The organism is Bacillus sp. FSL P2-0099, assembly GCF_038007445.1.
GTDB classification, from domain to species: domain Bacteria; phylum Bacillota; class Bacilli; order Bacillales; family Bacillaceae_G; genus Bacillus_A; species Bacillus_A mycoides.
The window spans coordinates 1,758,365-1,776,201 of the sequence record NZ_JBBOXE010000001.1 but is presented as its reverse complement, the minus strand read 5'-3'; the positions used below and the strand labels follow the sequence as shown (position 1 = coordinate 1,776,201).

Genomic DNA, 17,837 nt, shown 5'->3' with positions numbered 1-17,837 from the left:
CCCTAATGACTTATTATCAAACCATAACCGTATATAATAGAAACAATTACTCCAACCATTAATATGCCTGGAAGTAAATTTGCCACTTTAATTTTAATAAATCCAAGTAAGTTTAATCCGATTGCGAATATCATAATACCGCCAGTAGCCGTCATTTCCACTATAAATTGATTCATTAATTCTTTTGGAACAAAACTATTAATTTGTGTTGCAAAAACTGCAATACCTCCCTCATATAAAATCACTGGAATTGCTGAAAATACCACTCCAATTCCTAGAGTTGTCGTTAATATAATAGAAATGAATCCATCGATAATCGCCTTTGTAAATAAAATATCATGATTTCCGCGAATCCCACTGTCCAATGCACCAAGTATCCCCATCGCTCCGATTGCAAAAATAAGCGTGGCTGTTACAAAGCCTTCTGATATGCTCCCTTTCCCTTTCGATCCAACTTTATTTTCTAGCCAATCCCCTAACAGTTTTAACCTTTCTTCTAATTGTAGCCATTCTCCGATTACCGTACCAATAACTAAACTTAGTATGACAACAAGAAAATTTTCACTTTTTAATGCCATTTGAAGTCCAAGTACAGTAACCGCTAAACCAATTGCATGCATAATTGTTCCCTTCATACTTTCTGGAATCGCACTAAATAATTTACCAAATAAAGTACCAAATATAATACAAATCCCATTTACAACTGCTCCTAATATAACCATTTCTCATTCTTCACCCTTCGAATTCTTTATTTCTATATTTTGGTTTATACATTGATTTACAGGTTACCTATATGTTAACGTAATATTGTGAATATTAACAAACGTTTTTCACTACATAACCCGCTATTTTTTTTGTAACTATACAAAGACCGATTGCCTTTAGTAGATTCATTATTAATCTAATTGCGGGATAAACTCAAAAGGGAAGGTATTTATGAAAACTTTACTAAAACGATTTCTGTTAATAGCCTTTTTCATTACACCAATTGTTTTATTAATCAACTACTCTTTTATTTCAAAAGCGAAAGACAAACCTGATATGCAAAACAAATCTAGTAAAACAGCTTCAAAAAGCGAACAGAAAACCGAAGACCCTGAAATCACACTCACCTTCTCTGGTGATACAATGTTCGATTGGCAATTACGTCCCGTAATCGAAAAAAATGGGGCTGATTATCCATTCCAACACGTAAAAGAAGAAATAATGAAAGCTGATATTTCTTTTGTTAATTTAGAGTCAGCATTTACAACGAGAGAAAAAAAAGTACCTGGGCAACAATTTTGGATTAAAAGTGATCCATCCACACTACAAGCCATTAAAAACACCGGATATGACATCGTGAACGTTGGCAATAACCATACGCTTGATTATGGGCAAGATGGACTACTAGACACCATTTCTCACGTCGAAAAATTAAAACTACCTTACACTGGAGCCGGAAAAAATGCTGAAGATGCTTATACTGCTCGTGAACTAACTGTAAAAGGAAAAAAATTCAAGTTTCTTTCCTTCGTTCGATTTATGCCTAACTTTAATTGGGTAGCTGGTGAAAATAAGCCTGGCGTTACGAACGGATATGATCTAGATCTTGTAACAAAAACGATTCAAGAGCAAAAGAAAGATGCTGATTATGTAATCGTCTATATGCATTGGGGCGTCGAAAAATCTAATCGTCCAATAGAATACCAGAAACAATATGTTCCGAAAATGGTAGAGGCGGGTGCTGATGCAATCGTTGGAAGTCACCCGCATTGGTTACAAGGATTTGAGTATTACAATAAAATTCCTATCGCATACTCGTTAGGAAACTTTTTATTCCCGAATTATGTAAATGGAAAGAGTGCCGAAACAGGCGTATTAACTTTAACCTTTAAAGGTAAGGATGTCCAAATGTCATTCAATCCTTACATCATTCGCAACAACCAAGTTTCTCCTGTAAATGAAGAAGAAAAGAAAAAAGCACTGCAATATTTACAAACGGTTTCAACTGATGTAGAAATTGATGATACTGGGAAAATAATAAATAAACGTAAATAGAAAGAGAGCTAATAATAGCTCTCTTTCTATTTCTTTTAAATAAGTAAATCAAACAAAACAGGATTTTTATTAAGCTCCATAAATTGAATATTATTTTCTTTAAAACGAGTAATTAATTGCTCGTAATCTTCTTTATGTTTTAATTCTACACCGACTAACGCTGGACCATTTTCTTTATTATGTTTCTTAATGTACTCAAATCGTGTAATATCATCTTCTGGGCCTAATCCCTTATCAAGAAACTCTCTTAGTGCTCCTGAACGCTGTGGGAATTCAATGATGAAGTAATGCTTTAACCCTTCGTAAATAAGAGAACGTTCTTTCATCTCTTGCATTCTATCAATATCGTTATTTCCACCACTTAGCGTACATACAACTGTTTTACCTTTTATTTCATCTCTGTAAAGATCAAGCGCTGCAATTGAAAGCGCACCAGCGGGTTCAGCTACAATTGCATTTTTCTTATACAGTTCTAAAATCGTCGTACAAACCTTTCCCTCTGGTACTAAAACAATATCATCAATTACATCTTTACAAGTTTCAAATGTTAACTTCCCTACCTTTTTAACCGCTGCCCCATCAACAAAACTATCTATTTTCTCCAATGCCACATTTTCATTTTGAAGAAAAGCCTCTTTCATAGATGCAGCCCCCATCGGTTCTACACCAATGACCTTTGTAGTAGGACTAACACCTTTCACATATGTACCAACCCCTGATGCTAACCCGCCACCGCCGATTGCTGTAAAGATATAATCAACTGGTTTCTCCATATCATGCATAATTTCAACTGCCACTGTTCCTTGACCAGCAACGACATACGGGTCATCGAACGGATGAACGAATGTCATCTTATTTTCATCACAATAGCGCTGTGCTTCTTGGAAAGAGCTATCAAATGTATCACCAACTAATACAATCTCTGCGAAATCACCACCGAAAAATTGGACTTGTGATACTTTTTGCTTAGGTGTCGTTGTGGGCATAAAAATATTTGACGGAATCTTCAATAAATTACACGTGTAAGCTACCCCTTGCGCATGATTACCAGCACTTGCACAAACAACACCATTTTGTAACTTTTCTTTCGGTAAACTTTGAATTAAATTGTACGCACCCCGAATTTTGAAAGAGCGAATCAATTGTAAGTCTTCTCGTTTTACATAAACGTCACAATCATATTTCTCAGATAAAACTGTATCACGTTGTAACGGTGTTTTAATAACGATATCTTTCATGCAATTATGAGCCATTAAGATATCTTCAATTTTCACTCTCTCCTTTACTTTCTGCACCATTTCATATCATCCTTATCTCTTTTAAATTGGCTCAATCAAAATCCGGGATTTTTAGAACTGCACCTGTATTCGCCGATGTTACCATCTGTGCATAACGTCCAAGCCAGCCAGTTTTCACTTTCGGTTCTGGTCGTTTCCATTCTTTTTTACGCTTATTTAATTCTTCATCACTAACTCTTACCTCTAACAATCTTTCCTCAACATCGATACAAACGATATCCCCTTGTTCAAGAAGTGCAATCGTTCCGCCCGCAGCTGCTTCTGGCGAAATATGCCCTACCGAAATACCACGTGAAGCTCCAGAGAAACGTCCATCCGTTAATAGCGCAACATCTGCACCTAATCCCATACCAGCAATCGCTGATGTTGGTGCTAACATTTCCGGCATACCAGGGCCGCCTCTTGGTCCTTCATAACGAATAACAACTACATCCCCTTTCTTAACCTTCCCAAGCATAATGCCCGCAAGCGCCTCATCTTGTGAATTAAAAATAACACAAGGTCCTTCAAATCGTTTTACTTCAGTTGCCCCGCTTTTAATAACTGACCCATCTTTCGCAAGGTTTCCTTTTAATATACGTAATCCACCTTCTTCACTATGAGGGTTTTCGAGAGAATGAATAACTTCCCTATCTTTAATCTCTGCATGAGCAATGTTTTCTCTTAACGTCTGCCCAGTAGCAGTTATTCGATCTAGATGAAGTACCCCTTCTTTTCGGCTCATCTCTTTCAAAATTGCACTAATCCCACCTGCTCGATCAATATCTTCCATATGCCAATTAGAAGCAGGGCTTACTTTACATAAATGCGGTACACGTCTTGAAACAGCATCAATACGGTTCATATCGTAATCTAATCCAGCCTCTTGTGCGAGCGCTAGCGTGTGTAATACTGTATTCGTAGATCCACCCATCGCCATATCAAGTGCAAATGCATCATCAATTGCCTCTTCTGTCACAATATCGCGTGGTTTAATATCTCTTTCAATTAAAATTTTTAATTTTTCTGCTGCTTGTTTAATTAACTCCTCACGTCTTGGATCAATTGCTAAAATACTACCGTTTCCTGGAAGAGCTAAACCTAACACTTCACATAAACAATTCATAGAATTCGCGGTAAACATCCCCGAACAAGAGCCACAAGATGGACAGCCATGATCTTCGATATCCTTTAATTCTTCTTCTGAAATTTTCCCGGATTGATAAGCTCCTACCCCTTCAAAAACGGAACTTAAATCGACAACTTCTCCTTTAGATGTTTTCCCCGCAGCCATCGGACCGCCTGAAACAAATACAGTTGGAATGTTAATACGTAGAGCCGCCATCATCATACCAGGTGTAATTTTGTCACAGTTTGGAATGCAAATCATACCATCAAACCAATGTGCATTTACAACTGTTTCTACTGAATCTGCAATGATTTCACGACTCGGAAGCGAATAACGCATACCGATATGTCCCATCGCAATACCATCGTCTACTCCAATTGTATTGAATTCGAATGGCACCATGCCTGCTGCACGAACGGCTTCTTTTACAAGTTTTCCAAACTCGTTCAAGTGCTTATGCCCTGGAATAATTTCAATAAAAGAATTACAAATCGCAATAAACGGTTTATCAAAATCCTCATCTTTCAAACCAGTTGCTTTTAATAAACTACGATGCGGAGCTTTATCAAAACCTTTTTTAATCATGTCACTTCTCATCTTGTCAAATCCCCTCTTACATATTTTTCACTTATACTCTCTTAATCTATTTCTTTACTAATTCTTTCGGTGCATGAATCCAGCTCATCATTTCACGAAGCTCTGCTCCTACTTTTTCTAACTGATGATTTTGTTCTGCTTTTTTCATCGCATTATACGTTGGACGCCCTGCTTGATTTTCTAAAATCCATTTCTTCGCAAATTCACCTTGCTGAATTTCTGCAAGAACACGTTTCATTTCCTTCTTCGTTTCATCTGTAACAATTCTCGATCCTGTTACATAATCTCCAAACTCTGCCGTATCTGAAATAGAATGACGCATATTCGTTAATCCGCCTTCGTACATTAAATCAACAATTAACTTTAATTCATGCAAACATTCAAAGTATGCAATTTCAGGACGATATCCACCTTCCGTTAACGTTTCAAAACCAGCTTTCACAAGTGCTGTTACTCCTCCGCAAAGCACTGCTTGCTCACCGAATAAGTCTGTTTCTGTTTCTTCTTGGAATGTCGTTTCAATTACCCCTGCACGTGTACAACCTACACCTTTTGCATACGCTAATGCTACATGTAGTGCTGTTCCCGTTGCGTCTTGATGCACTGCGACTAATGCCGGAACACCTCTCCCTTCTTGGAAGACACGGCGAACGAGATGACCTGGACTTTTTGGTGCAACCATTGCTACATCTACGTAACTTGGCGGATTAATTTGCCCGAAGTGAATATTAAATCCATGTGAGAAAAGTAACATTTGTCCTTCACGAAGATTCTCTTCTACTTCTGTTCGATACACATAAGCTTGTTGTTCATCCGGCAATAACATTTGTACAACTTGTGCGGTTCGAACCGCTTCTGAAACGGACATTACTTCAAATCCATCTGCTTTTGCTACTTCATATGATTTACCAGGACGAACACCGACTACAACTTCCACACCAGAATCTCGTAAATTTTGTGCTTGTGCATGACCTTGAGATCCATATCCAACTACCGCAACTGTTTTCCCTTTTAATAGCTCTAAATTTGCATCTTTCTCATAATAAGTTTTCATATTCCATACACTCCTTATAATTTATTCACTTGCAGTACATTGATTAATTTTTTCAACTGACTGACAAGTAACGTGGCTTCATTTTCAGTACAAACTGCTGTTAGTTTCATTTCAGAAACACCACTAGTATCTCTTTCGTTTAAATGTAAAGAAGAAATATAATAACCACGCCGAGCAAAAATTCCACTTATACGTAATAAGACGCTCGGATCGTTATGAATAACTAATGAAAAAGTATGACTCATTCTTCCCACCTCTTCATAATCATTTCGTTATTCCCTTTGTTTGGCGGAACCATCGGAAAGACATTCTCACCTTCTTCTACACAAAAGTCAACTACGACAGGACCTTCATGAGAAAATGCTTCTAACATTACCTTTTTCGCCTCAAACGAATTTGTTGCTCTTAGCCCTTTTACACCATAAGCTTCTGCTACTTTCACAAAATCTGGTGACCCAATTCTCGATTCCGACAAACGGTTTTCATAAAACATTTCTTGCCATTGCCTTACCATTCCTAAAAATTTGTTGTTTATGATGAATACTTTGACAGGAATATTATTTTCAGCAATTGTTTGCAGCTCTTGAATGTTCATTTGAAAAGAAGCATCGCCTGCAATACAAATGACGAGTTCTTCTTCTTTTGCAAGCTGAGCACCAATTGCCGCCGGGAACCCAAACCCCATCGTTCCTAGTCCGCCAGACGTTAGAAAAGTCCTTGGATTTTTCGCTTTATAAAAATGTGCAGCCCACATTTGATGCTGTCCTACTTCTGTCGTAACAATCGCTTCACCGTTCGTTAATTCACTTACTAGACTAATAACATGCTGTGGTTTTAACTCCCTTTCTTTTTGATTGTAGGAAAGAGGGTATTCCTCTTTCCACTTCTCAATTTTCGTAAGCCATTCATCTGTCTGTGTATCAATCGGCATATGTAACAACATATGTAACGCATTTTTCACATCACCAACAACCGGATATTCCACAGTTACATTTTTATGAAACTCCGAAGGATCTATATCAATATGTACCTTTTGTGAATGCGGAGAAAAGAGTTCTAATTTTCCTGTTACACGATCATCAAAGCGAACACCTAACGCCAGCAATAAGTCACATTCTGTTACTGCCATATTTGCAGCGTACGTTCCATGCATACCGAGCATTCCTAAAAACAACGAATCTCCCGGCGGATATGCACCCAGTCCCATTAAAGTGGAAACGACAGGAATACGATTCTCCCTCGCAAATTTGATGAGTTCATCAGATCCACCCGAATGAATGACGCCTCCTCCAATATAAAGAAGTGGGCGTTTTGCTTCTGAAATGGCTTTAGCTACCTCTTTCAGCTTCAAACTGTCTGGCATAGGCTCTAATTTATATCCTGGAATCTCAATTACTTCATTATAAAAACTTGTTACATTTTCATTTTGAACATCTTTTGGAATATCAATTAACACCGGTCCCAGCCGCCCGCTTTCGGCGATGTAAAAAGCTTCTTGTACAATGCGTGATAAATGATTCACATCACGAACTTGGTAATTATGCTTCGTAACAGGTACTGTAATTCCGACAACATCTGCTTCTTGAAATCCATCTTTCCCGATGAGAGGTTTTGCAACTTGCCCTGTAATGACAACTAAAGGAATCGAATCCATATAAGCATCTGCTAAACCCGTAACTAAATTTGTCGCCCCTGGTCCAGAGGTAGCAAAGACTACCCCGACCTTTCCAGAAGCTCTCGCATATCCTTCTGCCGCATGAATAGCAGCTTGTTCATGACGAGTTAAAACGTGCTTCAATCCACTTCCGTATAACGCATCGTATACTGGCAAAATCGCTCCGCCCGGATAACCGAAAACAGTCGTTACGCCTAATTTTTTCAAACATTGAATAACGTGTCCGGCGCCTGTCACTTCTTCACACTGTAATTTCTCACGTGTTGTATACTGCTGCTCCATTTTAATTAACTCCTCTCCCTACAGTAAGCTTTCCGCCAGTCCTGGAACACGTACTCCTCTTTCTCTCGTTAACTTTTTAAATTCCTCTGTCAATTGTTTCGTTACACTTCCTGGTTTCCCATCTCCAATTTCTCTTGAATCAACTTTTACAACTGGAATTAATTCTGCTGCCGTTCCTGTTAAAAATACTTCATCTGCTACATATACGTCATGGCGAGTAAATGGCCTTTCCTCACAAGGAATATTAAGTCGCTCACATAGCTCAATAACACTATTTCTCGTAATACCTTCTAACGCTCCTAAATAAGAAGGAGGTGTTAGCACTTTTCCATCTTTCACAATGAAAACATTATCTCCAGATCCTTCACAAACATATCCTTGTTGGTTGAGCATAAGTGCCTCAAGTACACCTGCTTGTGCCGCTTCAATTTTCACAAGTACGTTATTTAAATAGTTCATTGACTTGATACGTGGGTCTAATGCATCTGGTGTATTACGTCTTGATGCAACAGATACAACGCTTAGTCCATTATCATAAAATTCCTGCGGGAATAACTTTAATTGCTCTGCAATAATAATTACGCTCGGTTTCACACAGCTTCTCGGATCGAGTCCTAAGTCACCTTTTCCTCTTGAAACAATTAATCGAATGTAGGCATCAGCATATTCATTTTTTTGCAATGTTTGTAAAACTACTTCTTCCATTTCTTCTACAGTCATTGGAATTGTAAGTAAAATAGATTTCGCCGATTCATATAATCGTTTCACATGTTCTTTTAAACAAAATACATTTCCTCCGTAACTACGAATCCCTTCAAATACACCGTCTCCGTATAAAAAACCGTGATCATATACTGAAACAACTGCCTTTTCTTTCTCTACAAATTCCCCATTCATATAAATGTACTGGTTTCCCATCTCACATCGCTCCTCTGTTTTATCTCTGTTTTTGCAATCTATTTCTATATCGATTGCTGAGATGAGTATTTTTAACAGAATATTCAGTATACTAACCTTAAAAATATACTCGTCTCAACAATCGATTGCTTACACACTTGTAGCAATCCATTGCTGAGACGAGGGAATCGTGGTACCACTCAGCTTCCTTACACTTCTCACGAAATATAAGCTCTGCAAGTCCAATTAGACTTTTGTTTTTCTATCGGAAACAACTCCGCTACTTTTTACTAACTTCAAAAGCAGTGCTCCGAGGTGATCTTCAATGATTCAATTGTTACCACCCTCACAGCTTCTGGGCAGCTCTCTGAAACAACCTTTATCATTTACTCTCCTCTTCCTCGCATTCTTTTATTCTATTTTTTAAAATAAAAACTCTCGCCTCAGCAATCAACTACTACAAATTAGTAGCTTTGATTGCTGAGGCGAGAGTTTCGCGTTACCACTCAGCTTCCTTATACTTCTCACGAAATATAAGCTTCATAGGTCCAATCAGACCTCCGTCCTTTTACCGGAGACGATGCCGCCGCCCTCTACTCAGTTTCCCTTTCGCAAGCGATGCTCCGAGGTGATCTTCAATGATTCGATTGCTACTACTCTCACAGCCTAGGAGTAGCTCTCTGAAACGATCATAATCATCTACTTTCCTCTTCTTTGCATATGTAAAATATAAAGTTAGAAAATTCTTAATTAACTTTTATTTGTTAAACGTATTATAGGACGTTGTTCTTTTCATTGTCAACATGTTTTCCGAAAAAAATTAAAATTTAATTCATTTCACTAGAAGACTATTTTTTTCTCAAAACAAAATCGGAATGAACTTCTTACACATACTCATATATTACTTAAGTATGTTCGCATTACTACATAAAGAAAAACAACTTAAAAACATATAAAATTTATGAGGAGATGAGAAAACTATGTTAAAAGGTAAAATAGCATTAGTTACAGGAGCAAGCCGAGGAATTGGACGTGCTATCGCAAAACGGTTAGCAAACGAAGGTGCATTAGTTGCTGTTCATTATGGAAATCGAAAAGAAGATGCTGAAGAAACTGTTCATGAAATTCAATCAAATGGCGGATCAGCTTTTTCTATCGGTGCAAATCTTGAATCTTTACACGGTGTAGAAAACCTTTATAATTCTTTAGATACTGAATTGCAAAAGCGAACTGGTGGAACGGAATTTGATATTTTAATAAACAACGCTGGAATTGGACCTGGTGCTTTTATTGAAGAAACGACTGAACAATTTTTTGATAGAATGGTTTCAGTAAATGCAAAAGCACCATTCTTTATCATTCAACAAGCACTACCACGTTTACGTGACAATAGCCGAATTATTAATATTTCATCAGCTGCCACCCGCATTTCTTTGCCTGATTTCGTTGCATATAGTATGACGAAAGGTGCAATTAACACGATGACTTTCACGCTTGCAAAACAACTCGGAGCACGAGGAATAACAGTAAATGCAATACTCCCAGGATTTATTAAAACAGATATGAACGCAGAACTCTTGAGCGATCCAATGATGAAACAGTACGCTACTACTATTTCCGCCTTCAATCGCTTAGGTGAAGTAGAAGACATTGCCGATACTGCTGCATTTCTCGCTTCTCCTGATAGTCGCTGGGTTACTGGACAATTGATTGATGTTAGCGGAGGGTCATGTTTATAAAAAACATATATTTTCAAATCTTTTTTATTGCGCAATAAAACAATTTATATAATACTATATAAAACATATATATTTAGGAGGATTACAGCAATGTCTGAAAAAACATACGAACTCGCAACCTTCGCAGGCGGTTGTTTTTGGTGCATGGTAAAACCATTTGATGAGCTTCCCGGTATTCAAAAAGTACTTTCCGGTTATGCAGGTGGTCATGTAGAAAACCCAACATACGAACAAGTAAAAACTGGAACATCTGGACATTTAGAAGTTGTACAAATTACATTCGATCCTTCTATTTTTCCTTATCAAAAATTACTAGATTTATATTGGCCACAAATTGATCCAACTGATGACGGCGGACAATTTTTCGATCGTGGTCCATCTTACCGCACAGCAATTTTTTATCATAATGAAACACAAAAAGAGCTTGCAGAAAAATCAAAGCAAACTCTAGCAGAAAGCGGTATGTTTAAAGGTCCTATTGTGACTGAAATTCGCTCAGCTGCACCTTTTTATGAAGCAGAGAAATACCACCAGCATTTCTATAAAAAGAATCCAGAGAAATATGCTACCGAGCAAAAAGAATCTGGTCGTGAAGACTTTATAAAAGAAAATTGGCAAAAATAATAATAAAAATGCATCGTACCTTTTAAGTACGATGCATTTTTATCTTTGAAAAAAGTACCATACAATGATGAGAACAACCGCTGTTAATGTCCAAAGTGCTATTTCATTTTTCACTCTACTCTTTTTCTTAGTCATTTCCTCTCCTCCTAATAGCAATACAACGTATTTAAGATTTCCTCTGTTTAATTGTCCACCTTATATACGTGAATACATCCTTACAAATTCTTATAACAAAACCACCGACGATTCCGATTGCAATTGAAATTACTAACATCTGTACAAAACTAAGAGTAGTTGTGTATGTTATGTAGATAACAATGCATACAAGTAAAACATCCGGTAAAGAAAGCAAAAACTTTTTAAGCATTTTTTCAGCTCTCCTATGCTTTATTTGTAATTTATACTTTTTACTGTAGCTTTGAAATAAAGTTTGTTCAAAAATTCCATTTAGACACTCATTTTACGAAAAAAGAATAAGAACCTCTTTTAAAAAGGGATTCTTATCTACATATCCTATTCCATAATTACTCATAAAATAGAATAATATTACTGGTGATTTATTGTAAATTATCTATCAACAAATAGTTATTAAAAACTATTTACCGGGCAATCGGATACTGCGCCAACTACCTACATCGCATTGACCGTATGTATTATCACCTACTGCTACCACCGTGCCATCTAATTTCAGACCGACCGTATGCGCACAACCCGCCGCTATCGCTACAATATCACGCCAATCGCTTACATTACATTGACCATACTCATTCCAGCCGACTGCCACCACGGTACCGTCTGATTTAAGTCCGATTGTATGATTCGTACCAGCTGCTATTGCCATAATATATTTCCAGCTGCCTACATCACATTGACCAAGTTTATTATTACCCACTGCCATCACTTTGCCATCCGATTTCAAACCAACAGTATGAAGATAACCTGCCGCCAACTCCACCATACCACGCCATCCACTTACATTGCATTGGCCATATCGATTATTACCCACAGTCGTCACTGTGCCGTCCATTTTAAGACCGACTGTATGCCAGTCACCCGCCGTGACCGCCACAATATCTCTCCAGCTACTTATATTACATTCTCCTTCTTTATTTCGCCCCACTGCTATTACTGTGCCATCCGGTTTAAGGCCAATGGTACGACGCCACCCTGCCGCAACCGCTACAACATTATGCCAATCATTTACATCACATTGTTCATGCTTATTCCAACCCACAGCTACCACAGTATTATCACTTTTAAGAGCGATTGTATGAGCGTTCCCAGTGTTCGTCGCCATATGAACATTGCCCGCAGCGACTGCTTCAATATCACACCAGCTGCTTACATTGCATTCTCCTTCTTTATTTCGCCCCACTGCTACCGCTGTGCCATCCGATTTAAGACCAACAGTATGACCACGCCCCGCCGCTATCGTATCTTTAGGCCACCGTTTCATTTTTAATATCTCTTCTTTCGGTGAAATGTAATTCATGTTTTACCTCCTTCAAAATAAGCAACTGTATCCAAATAGATATTTTTATCTAATTTCATTATAAATGACCCGACTTTTTTTATAAATTTACAGCTATAAAAGAAGCCTATTACTACTTCTTCAAAAAATAAAAACCTCCAGTTTAAATACTAGAGGTTTTTTCTTTATTTCTTCAATCGTTCAATAAAATCATTCAATTTATCAAGAGATTTCATATTCTGATTACAAGCTACACCATCTTTACAAATATAGTTTCCCTTTTTAACGAAAGTTCCTTGTACATCACCTTTAATTTCAACTAAAAACATCCCCACTTCTTCATGTCCATGACATAATGAACAAATGCTCTTTTTATTTAAACTTTGGAACGTCCCTTGCAGACCAACAAACTTATTTTTATCATTTTTCGCTATAATAAATTTCCTGCTTGACCCTTTATCAATCCAGCTTAAATAAGATAATTCTTTCATGTCCAGTTCTTCCATATCAGGGAGCTTTAATTTTTTCGCTTTAGGAAATAATTTTTTTAACGTTTGTGCTGTAACTTCCTGAAACGGAATTACATACGGATTTATTTTCATTAAAAACGATTCTGCATCTTCTCTATTTTGAACTGTTAATACCGTATCAATTAACTCTTTCTGTTCATTTGTTAAATTTTCAAATACATGTATTATTTTTTCAATCGCAAGTGATTTTAATGCTTGAATTACACCTCTATCATTTGCCGTTGCGTGCCCATTTGCTAAAATATAAGCTTGTGATTTTATAAAATTATATTGATCACTTCTAATAAAAGCTTCCATCTTTATCACTCCATACAAATTGTTGATCTAGTCTTATTGTATACAATGATTCAGCTTTTTGATATGTAAAAGATAACTTAGAAATGAACATTACATACTCTGACTATGTTCTACCGAGGCATTTCCTGACAAAAGAAACCATCATCTGTTTTCCATTCTGCATATAATACATCTTCAAATTTAGTAATCCCTTTTTGCTTTATTTGTTTATAAAGCCATCCTTCATCAAAACCTGCTTCCCTCAAATTATCTTTCACTACTTTTCCATCACTAATTAATGAAATCGGTAAGTATACAGGTTTATGTTTTAAGCTTAAATCATTTATAGTAGGAGATTCATATTTGCTTTTCTTCAGAACACTTATGTTTCCATTAGGTTCCAAAATCATATATTCAACTTCTCGGATTGAAAATATATCTTTTTGTTGTCTTAGCATTTGTTGTAGTTGATTAATATCCAAATGATTTGAACTTAGTTGTTCCCGGTCAATATATCCATTACGGATAATGATTGACGGAGAGCCTTCAAAAAAACTTCTCGTCCCCCTAAATTTTTGCGTTATCACTTCTATTGTATAAATTAACACTACCCATACAAGTACTGCATATAAAATAGACCATACTTTTATTTCCGGATCATATATAGTATTTCCTACTAATTCTCCGAGAACTATGGCAGAAATAAAATCAAATGGCGTTAACTGAGATATTTGTGTCTTCCCTAATATTTTAGTAGCAATCAATAGCACAAAAAAACCAAAAAATAGTTCTATCGTTATTTGTCCTAGATGATTCATATATGCTCACCTTTCTGCTTTTCACTCAAATGCTCTATATTCTATTTAGTAAAAAGCCGGCACATTTTTTCTATTATCTTGCCCATTCATATCCAATAGATACAAAACAAAAAGAGTCTAGTTCAATTTAATAATTGAACTAGACTCTTTTATTTTCATTTAGAATACACAATCTTTTTAATCGTTTCTCCGGAAAGAAAATGCTCCTCCGCAAGTTGATGAATGGAAATTCCACTTTTAAACGCTTCTTTAATAGCTTTGTTTCTTTCATCTAGTTGTTTTCTTCCTCCAGATTGTGTACCCCATTTATAATGTTTTGTTTCTTGTTTTGGAATGTAAATTGTTTCACCTTGTATATACTTTTGAATTTCAGCAATTAAACTTTCTGGTAAAACCGTCGCAGCTTTAACGTATTTCATTTCTGCTCGCCCCTTATTTTTTATGGTTCATTTCAATAAGGTGCAAAGCCAAATATAAAAAATGATACGAGCTCATTTAGGCGATTGTATATTACTTGTCTACCCCACGCAAAGTATCGCCATTTCCATACTTGGCTTTGCATGAGACGCTGCAGTGTCTGGCAATTGAATTATAATCGCCATATAAACACCTCCTAATATACCTTTTGCATTTTATTATATGATAAATTTCTTCCCCTTGCATCCACATCCTTTTTAAAGCACGAAGTTACTTAGTTTGATATAATACTTTTTAGTCCAATCCAAAAGTATAGTGAGGTTGCGTTATGAAAAAGAATATTATCATTACAATCGTTACATTATTCATTATTACTGTAGCATTATTCGGAACATACAAATTGATGAACGCAAGAAGTTTTCAATTGTTTGGAGGTTTAACAAACCGAGTAGAAACAAATGAAAAAGTGATTGCTTTAACTTTTGATGATGGCCCTACGAACAATGTAAAACAAATATTACCACTACTAGATACATACAATGCAAAAGCTACTTTCTTTTTAATCGGAAATGAACTAGAGAAAAACCTATCGTTAGGAGAAGATATCGTACAATCTGGACACCAAATTGGAAACCATACATACTCTCATAACAGAATGGTTTTTAAAACACCTTCTTTTATTAAAGAAGAAATAGAAAAAACGAATTCATTAATCCGCCAAACAGGATTTACAGGCGAAATTGATTTTAGACCACCTAACGGTAAAAAGCTAATTGGTCTGCCCTATTATTTAAATAAAAACAATATCGAAACAATCACATGGGACCTTGAACCTGATACTTTTTATACATCTACAGCTGATAAAATTGAATATGTTAGTAAAAATGTAAAACCAGGTTCTATCATTTTATTACACTCTATGTATGATGAGTCTAATGAAAATTTACAGACCATTGAAGGTATTTTAGACTCTTTATCTAAAAAGGGCTATCAGTTCGTAACAGTAAACGAATTACAAAAAAGAGCAAAATAAAGTGAAACTTTAATCAGTGGGGGCTTTGTCCAGCCCCCACTGATTATTAGTTGAACCAATCGGGCTTTTACGGGATAAAAAGGTAGCGTATCATAGAGCGATACGCTACCTTTCTTTTATATAATTCCAAGCACATTTAGGAATACGATAATAATCGCAATTGGTGCAATATAGCGAAGTAAGAATAACCATAATACGAATAGTTTATAGCCTTTATTTTTACTTACACCAAGCTCTTTCATTAATACATCTTTCTTCATTTTCAACGGAACAAAGATGGAAACTAATAAAACACCAAGCGGCATTAATATGTTACTAACCGCATAGTCTGCTAAATCAAAAATTGTTTTCCCAAATGGTTTCACATCACTTAACAAACCGAATGATAAGGCTGATGGAACCCCTACAACAAAGATTAACAAGCCAACAATTAATGCCATTTTTTCACGTTTCCCTTTACTTTTACCTTTAGTTGTTAAAGACGCAACACTAATTTCTAACATCGAAATTGCTGATGTAATAGTAGCAAAGAAGAATAGTAATAAGAAAACAATGAAGAATAACTTCCCGAACGCCATTTTACTGAAAATAGCTGGCAGTACGATAAATAATAGCCCTGGTCCTTGAGATGGTTCCATCCCAAATGCGAACACTACTGGGAAAATTGCAAGCCCTGCAAGTAATGTAATCACAAGCGTTAAAGCTACGATAGAAAATGCTGAACGTGGTAAGCTTTCTTCTTTCGGTAAGTACGAACTATACGTTACCATAACGGCTACCCCGACAGATAACGAAAAGAACGATTGCCCCATTGCATATAAAATGATTTCTGACGTTACGTTTGAGAAATCAGGTTGTAAGAAGAATCGAACTCCTTCTCCAGCACCGTCTAACGTAAGTGCACGAACAATTAGTACAAAGAATAATACGAATAATGCTGGCATGAAATATTTATTTACTTTTTCAACACCATTTTGTACACCTTTACTTACGATAAAAATAGTAATAAGGATGAATAATAGCTGTGATCCAACTGCTAAATATGGATTGGAAATGATTTCACCAAACGTAGCTTCGTATGCCCCATTTCCTTCCCATAGTCTACCTGTAATTGCATTCCATAAATATAGTAAAATCCATCCCCCTACAACACTGTAGAAAGAAAGTAGTATGAAACAAGTTACAATCCCTAATTTACCTAACCAAGGCCATAGTGTTTTTGGTGCGATTTCGCTATACGCATCAACAGCCTCTTTTTGTGTACTTCTTCCGATAACGAATTCAGCTAATAATAGCGGTAAACCAATTAATAATGTGAAACCGATGAAAATAAGGAAGAACGCGCCGCCTCCTCCAATTCCGGCCATATACGGGAACTTCCAAATCGCTCCAAGACCAATCGCTGAACCTGCTGCAGCTAATACGAAACCTAATTTCGATGTCCATTGCTGTGAATTCATTTGTTAATCTCCTCTCTTTATCTTTATCTTTTTCTGTTTTACAATCCGGTATTTATATTGTTCTATCCATACTCTTTTCTAATACGTTCACTTCCTCCCTAATAAAAAACGTCCCTACGTAAATACGTAGGGACGACAAAAATATCGCGGTACCACCCTAGTTGTGAAGATACACCAAAGTTAGGACCTAAATAAAAAACGTCCCTACGCAAATACGTAGGGACGATAAAATATCGCGGTACCACCCTAGTTATGAAGCCACACCAAAATTAGGACCTAAATAAAAAACGTCCCTACGTAAATACGTAGGGACGATAAATATCGCGGTACCACCCTAGTTGTGAAACAATCTTCACCACTTTATTTGATAACGGTATAAACTACCGTCTTTCATTTCCTCATAATGTGAGATTTATGAAAGATGCTCCAGGACGAACTTCATGAATAATCTATATACTGATTCACACCAACCATCAGCTCTCTGAAATAGGGAGATTTTCACTACTATACCCTTTCAT

At 36.5% G+C, this 17,837-nt stretch carries 17 protein-coding genes and 3 other annotated features (1 of these 20 cut by a window edge); of the genes, 4 read left to right on the top strand and 13 right to left on the bottom strand.

Annotation, left to right across the window (positions count from 1 at the left end):
• Positions 1–2: 2 nt before the first annotated feature.
• Entirely contained in the window at positions 3–722 is a 720-nt protein-coding gene (locus MKY90_RS09145) for a DUF554 domain-containing protein (RefSeq protein ID WP_098168107.1), read from the bottom strand.
• A gap of 214 nt (positions 723–936) precedes the next feature.
• On the opposite strand from MKY90_RS09145, the gene MKY90_RS09140 reads away from it, so the two are divergent.
• Complete coding sequence (locus MKY90_RS09140) at positions 937–2,040, top strand: CapA family protein (protein ID WP_341091139.1); 1,104 nt, start codon at positions 937–939, stop codon at positions 2,038–2,040.
• Between the two features lie 35 nt (positions 2,041–2,075).
• Here the strand turns inward: MKY90_RS09140 and ilvA are convergent, their stop codons facing one another.
• The 6 genes from ilvA to ilvE are packed head-to-tail and all read right to left on the bottom strand — an operon-like array spanning position 2,076 to position 8,972.
• Positions 2,076–3,338 (bottom strand): threonine ammonia-lyase IlvA, encoded by a 1,263-nt coding sequence (ilvA, locus tag MKY90_RS09135; RefSeq protein ID WP_098168109.1) that lies wholly within the window; start codon positions 3,336–3,338, stop codon positions 2,076–2,078.
• A gap of 31 nt (positions 3,339–3,369) precedes the next feature.
• The gene (gene ilvD / locus MKY90_RS09130) at positions 3,370–5,043 is read right to left on the bottom strand and encodes a dihydroxy-acid dehydratase (protein ID WP_063217834.1); all 1,674 of its coding nucleotides are present in this window, start codon (positions 5,041–5,043) and stop codon (positions 3,370–3,372) included.
• Between the two features lie 46 nt (positions 5,044–5,089).
• Positions 5,090–6,097: a ketol-acid reductoisomerase gene (gene ilvC, locus MKY90_RS09125; RefSeq protein ID WP_098168110.1), complete on the bottom strand. Its 1,008-nt coding sequence runs from the start codon at positions 6,095–6,097 to the stop codon at positions 5,090–5,092.
• Between the two features lie 14 nt (positions 6,098–6,111).
• Complete coding sequence (locus MKY90_RS09120; RefSeq protein ID WP_063217836.1) at positions 6,112–6,342, bottom strand: ACT domain-containing protein; 231 nt, start codon at positions 6,340–6,342, stop codon at positions 6,112–6,114.
• Positions 6,339–8,054 (bottom strand): acetolactate synthase large subunit, encoded by a 1,716-nt coding sequence (gene ilvB, locus MKY90_RS09115; protein WP_341091135.1) that lies wholly within the window; start codon positions 8,052–8,054, stop codon positions 6,339–6,341. The genes MKY90_RS09120 and ilvB overlap by 4 nt, the downstream gene beginning before the upstream one ends.
• 18 nt (positions 8,055–8,072) lie before the next feature.
• On the bottom strand, positions 8,073–8,972 hold the full coding sequence (ilvE, locus tag MKY90_RS09110) for a branched-chain-amino-acid transaminase (RefSeq protein WP_063217838.1): 900 nt from the start codon (positions 8,970–8,972) through the stop codon (positions 8,073–8,075).
• A gap of 151 nt (positions 8,973–9,123) precedes the next feature.
• Positions 9,124–9,362: a binding site (T-box leader), on the bottom strand.
• 67 nt (positions 9,363–9,429) lie between these two features.
• Positions 9,430–9,675, bottom strand: a binding site (T-box leader).
• Positions 9,676–9,931: 256 nt separating this feature from the next.
• On the opposite strand from ilvE, the gene MKY90_RS09105 reads away from it, so the two are divergent.
• Entirely contained in the window at positions 9,932–10,690 is a 759-nt protein-coding gene (locus tag MKY90_RS09105; RefSeq protein ID WP_063217839.1) for an SDR family oxidoreductase, read from the top strand.
• Positions 10,691–10,780: 90 nt separating this feature from the next.
• Positions 10,781–11,314: a peptide-methionine (S)-S-oxide reductase MsrA gene (msrA, locus tag MKY90_RS09100; RefSeq protein ID WP_063217840.1), complete on the top strand. Its 534-nt coding sequence runs from the start codon at positions 10,781–10,783 to the stop codon at positions 11,312–11,314.
• Between the two features lie 166 nt (positions 11,315–11,480).
• Here the strand turns inward: msrA and MKY90_RS09095 are convergent, their stop codons facing one another.
• The 5 genes from MKY90_RS09095 to MKY90_RS09075 all read right to left on the bottom strand — a co-directional run bounded on the left by MKY90_RS09095 (position 11,481) and on the right by MKY90_RS09075 (position 14,828).
• Positions 11,481–11,681 carry a hypothetical protein gene (locus MKY90_RS09095; RefSeq protein ID WP_002141267.1) on the bottom strand — a complete coding sequence of 67 codons (201 nt, stop codon included), beginning with the start codon at positions 11,679–11,681 and terminating at the stop codon, positions 11,481–11,483.
• Between the two features lie 228 nt (positions 11,682–11,909).
• Complete coding sequence (locus MKY90_RS09090; protein WP_098168113.1) at positions 11,910–12,806, bottom strand: RCC1 domain-containing protein; 897 nt, start codon at positions 12,804–12,806, stop codon at positions 11,910–11,912.
• A 164-nt stretch (positions 12,807–12,970) separates the two neighbouring features.
• On the bottom strand, positions 12,971–13,612 hold the full coding sequence (locus MKY90_RS09085) for a FusB/FusC family EF-G-binding protein (protein WP_098168114.1): 642 nt from the start codon (positions 13,610–13,612) through the stop codon (positions 12,971–12,973).
• Positions 13,613–13,722: 110 nt separating this feature from the next.
• Positions 13,723–14,409 (bottom strand): DUF421 domain-containing protein, encoded by a 687-nt coding sequence (locus MKY90_RS09080; RefSeq protein WP_002126773.1) that lies wholly within the window; start codon positions 14,407–14,409, stop codon positions 13,723–13,725.
• A 155-nt stretch (positions 14,410–14,564) separates the two neighbouring features.
• Positions 14,565–14,828 (bottom strand): CD3324 family protein, encoded by a 264-nt coding sequence (locus tag MKY90_RS09075; RefSeq protein ID WP_002012161.1) that lies wholly within the window; start codon positions 14,826–14,828, stop codon positions 14,565–14,567.
• Between the two features lie 326 nt (positions 14,829–15,154).
• Between MKY90_RS09075 and MKY90_RS09070 the strand changes: the two genes are divergently transcribed.
• The gene (locus MKY90_RS09070) at positions 15,155–15,859 is read left to right on the top strand and encodes a polysaccharide deacetylase family protein (protein ID WP_061675713.1); all 705 of its coding nucleotides are present in this window, start codon (positions 15,155–15,157) and stop codon (positions 15,857–15,859) included.
• Positions 15,860–15,975: 116 nt separating this feature from the next.
• Here MKY90_RS09070 and MKY90_RS09065 read toward each other — a convergent pair whose 3' ends face one another.
• On the bottom strand, positions 15,976–17,319 hold the full coding sequence (locus MKY90_RS09065; RefSeq protein ID WP_002126767.1) for a sodium-dependent transporter: 1,344 nt from the start codon (positions 17,317–17,319) through the stop codon (positions 15,976–15,978).
• A 304-nt stretch (positions 17,320–17,623) separates the two neighbouring features.
• Positions 17,624–17,837 (bottom strand) — a binding site (T-box leader) (it continues 9 nt past the right edge of the window).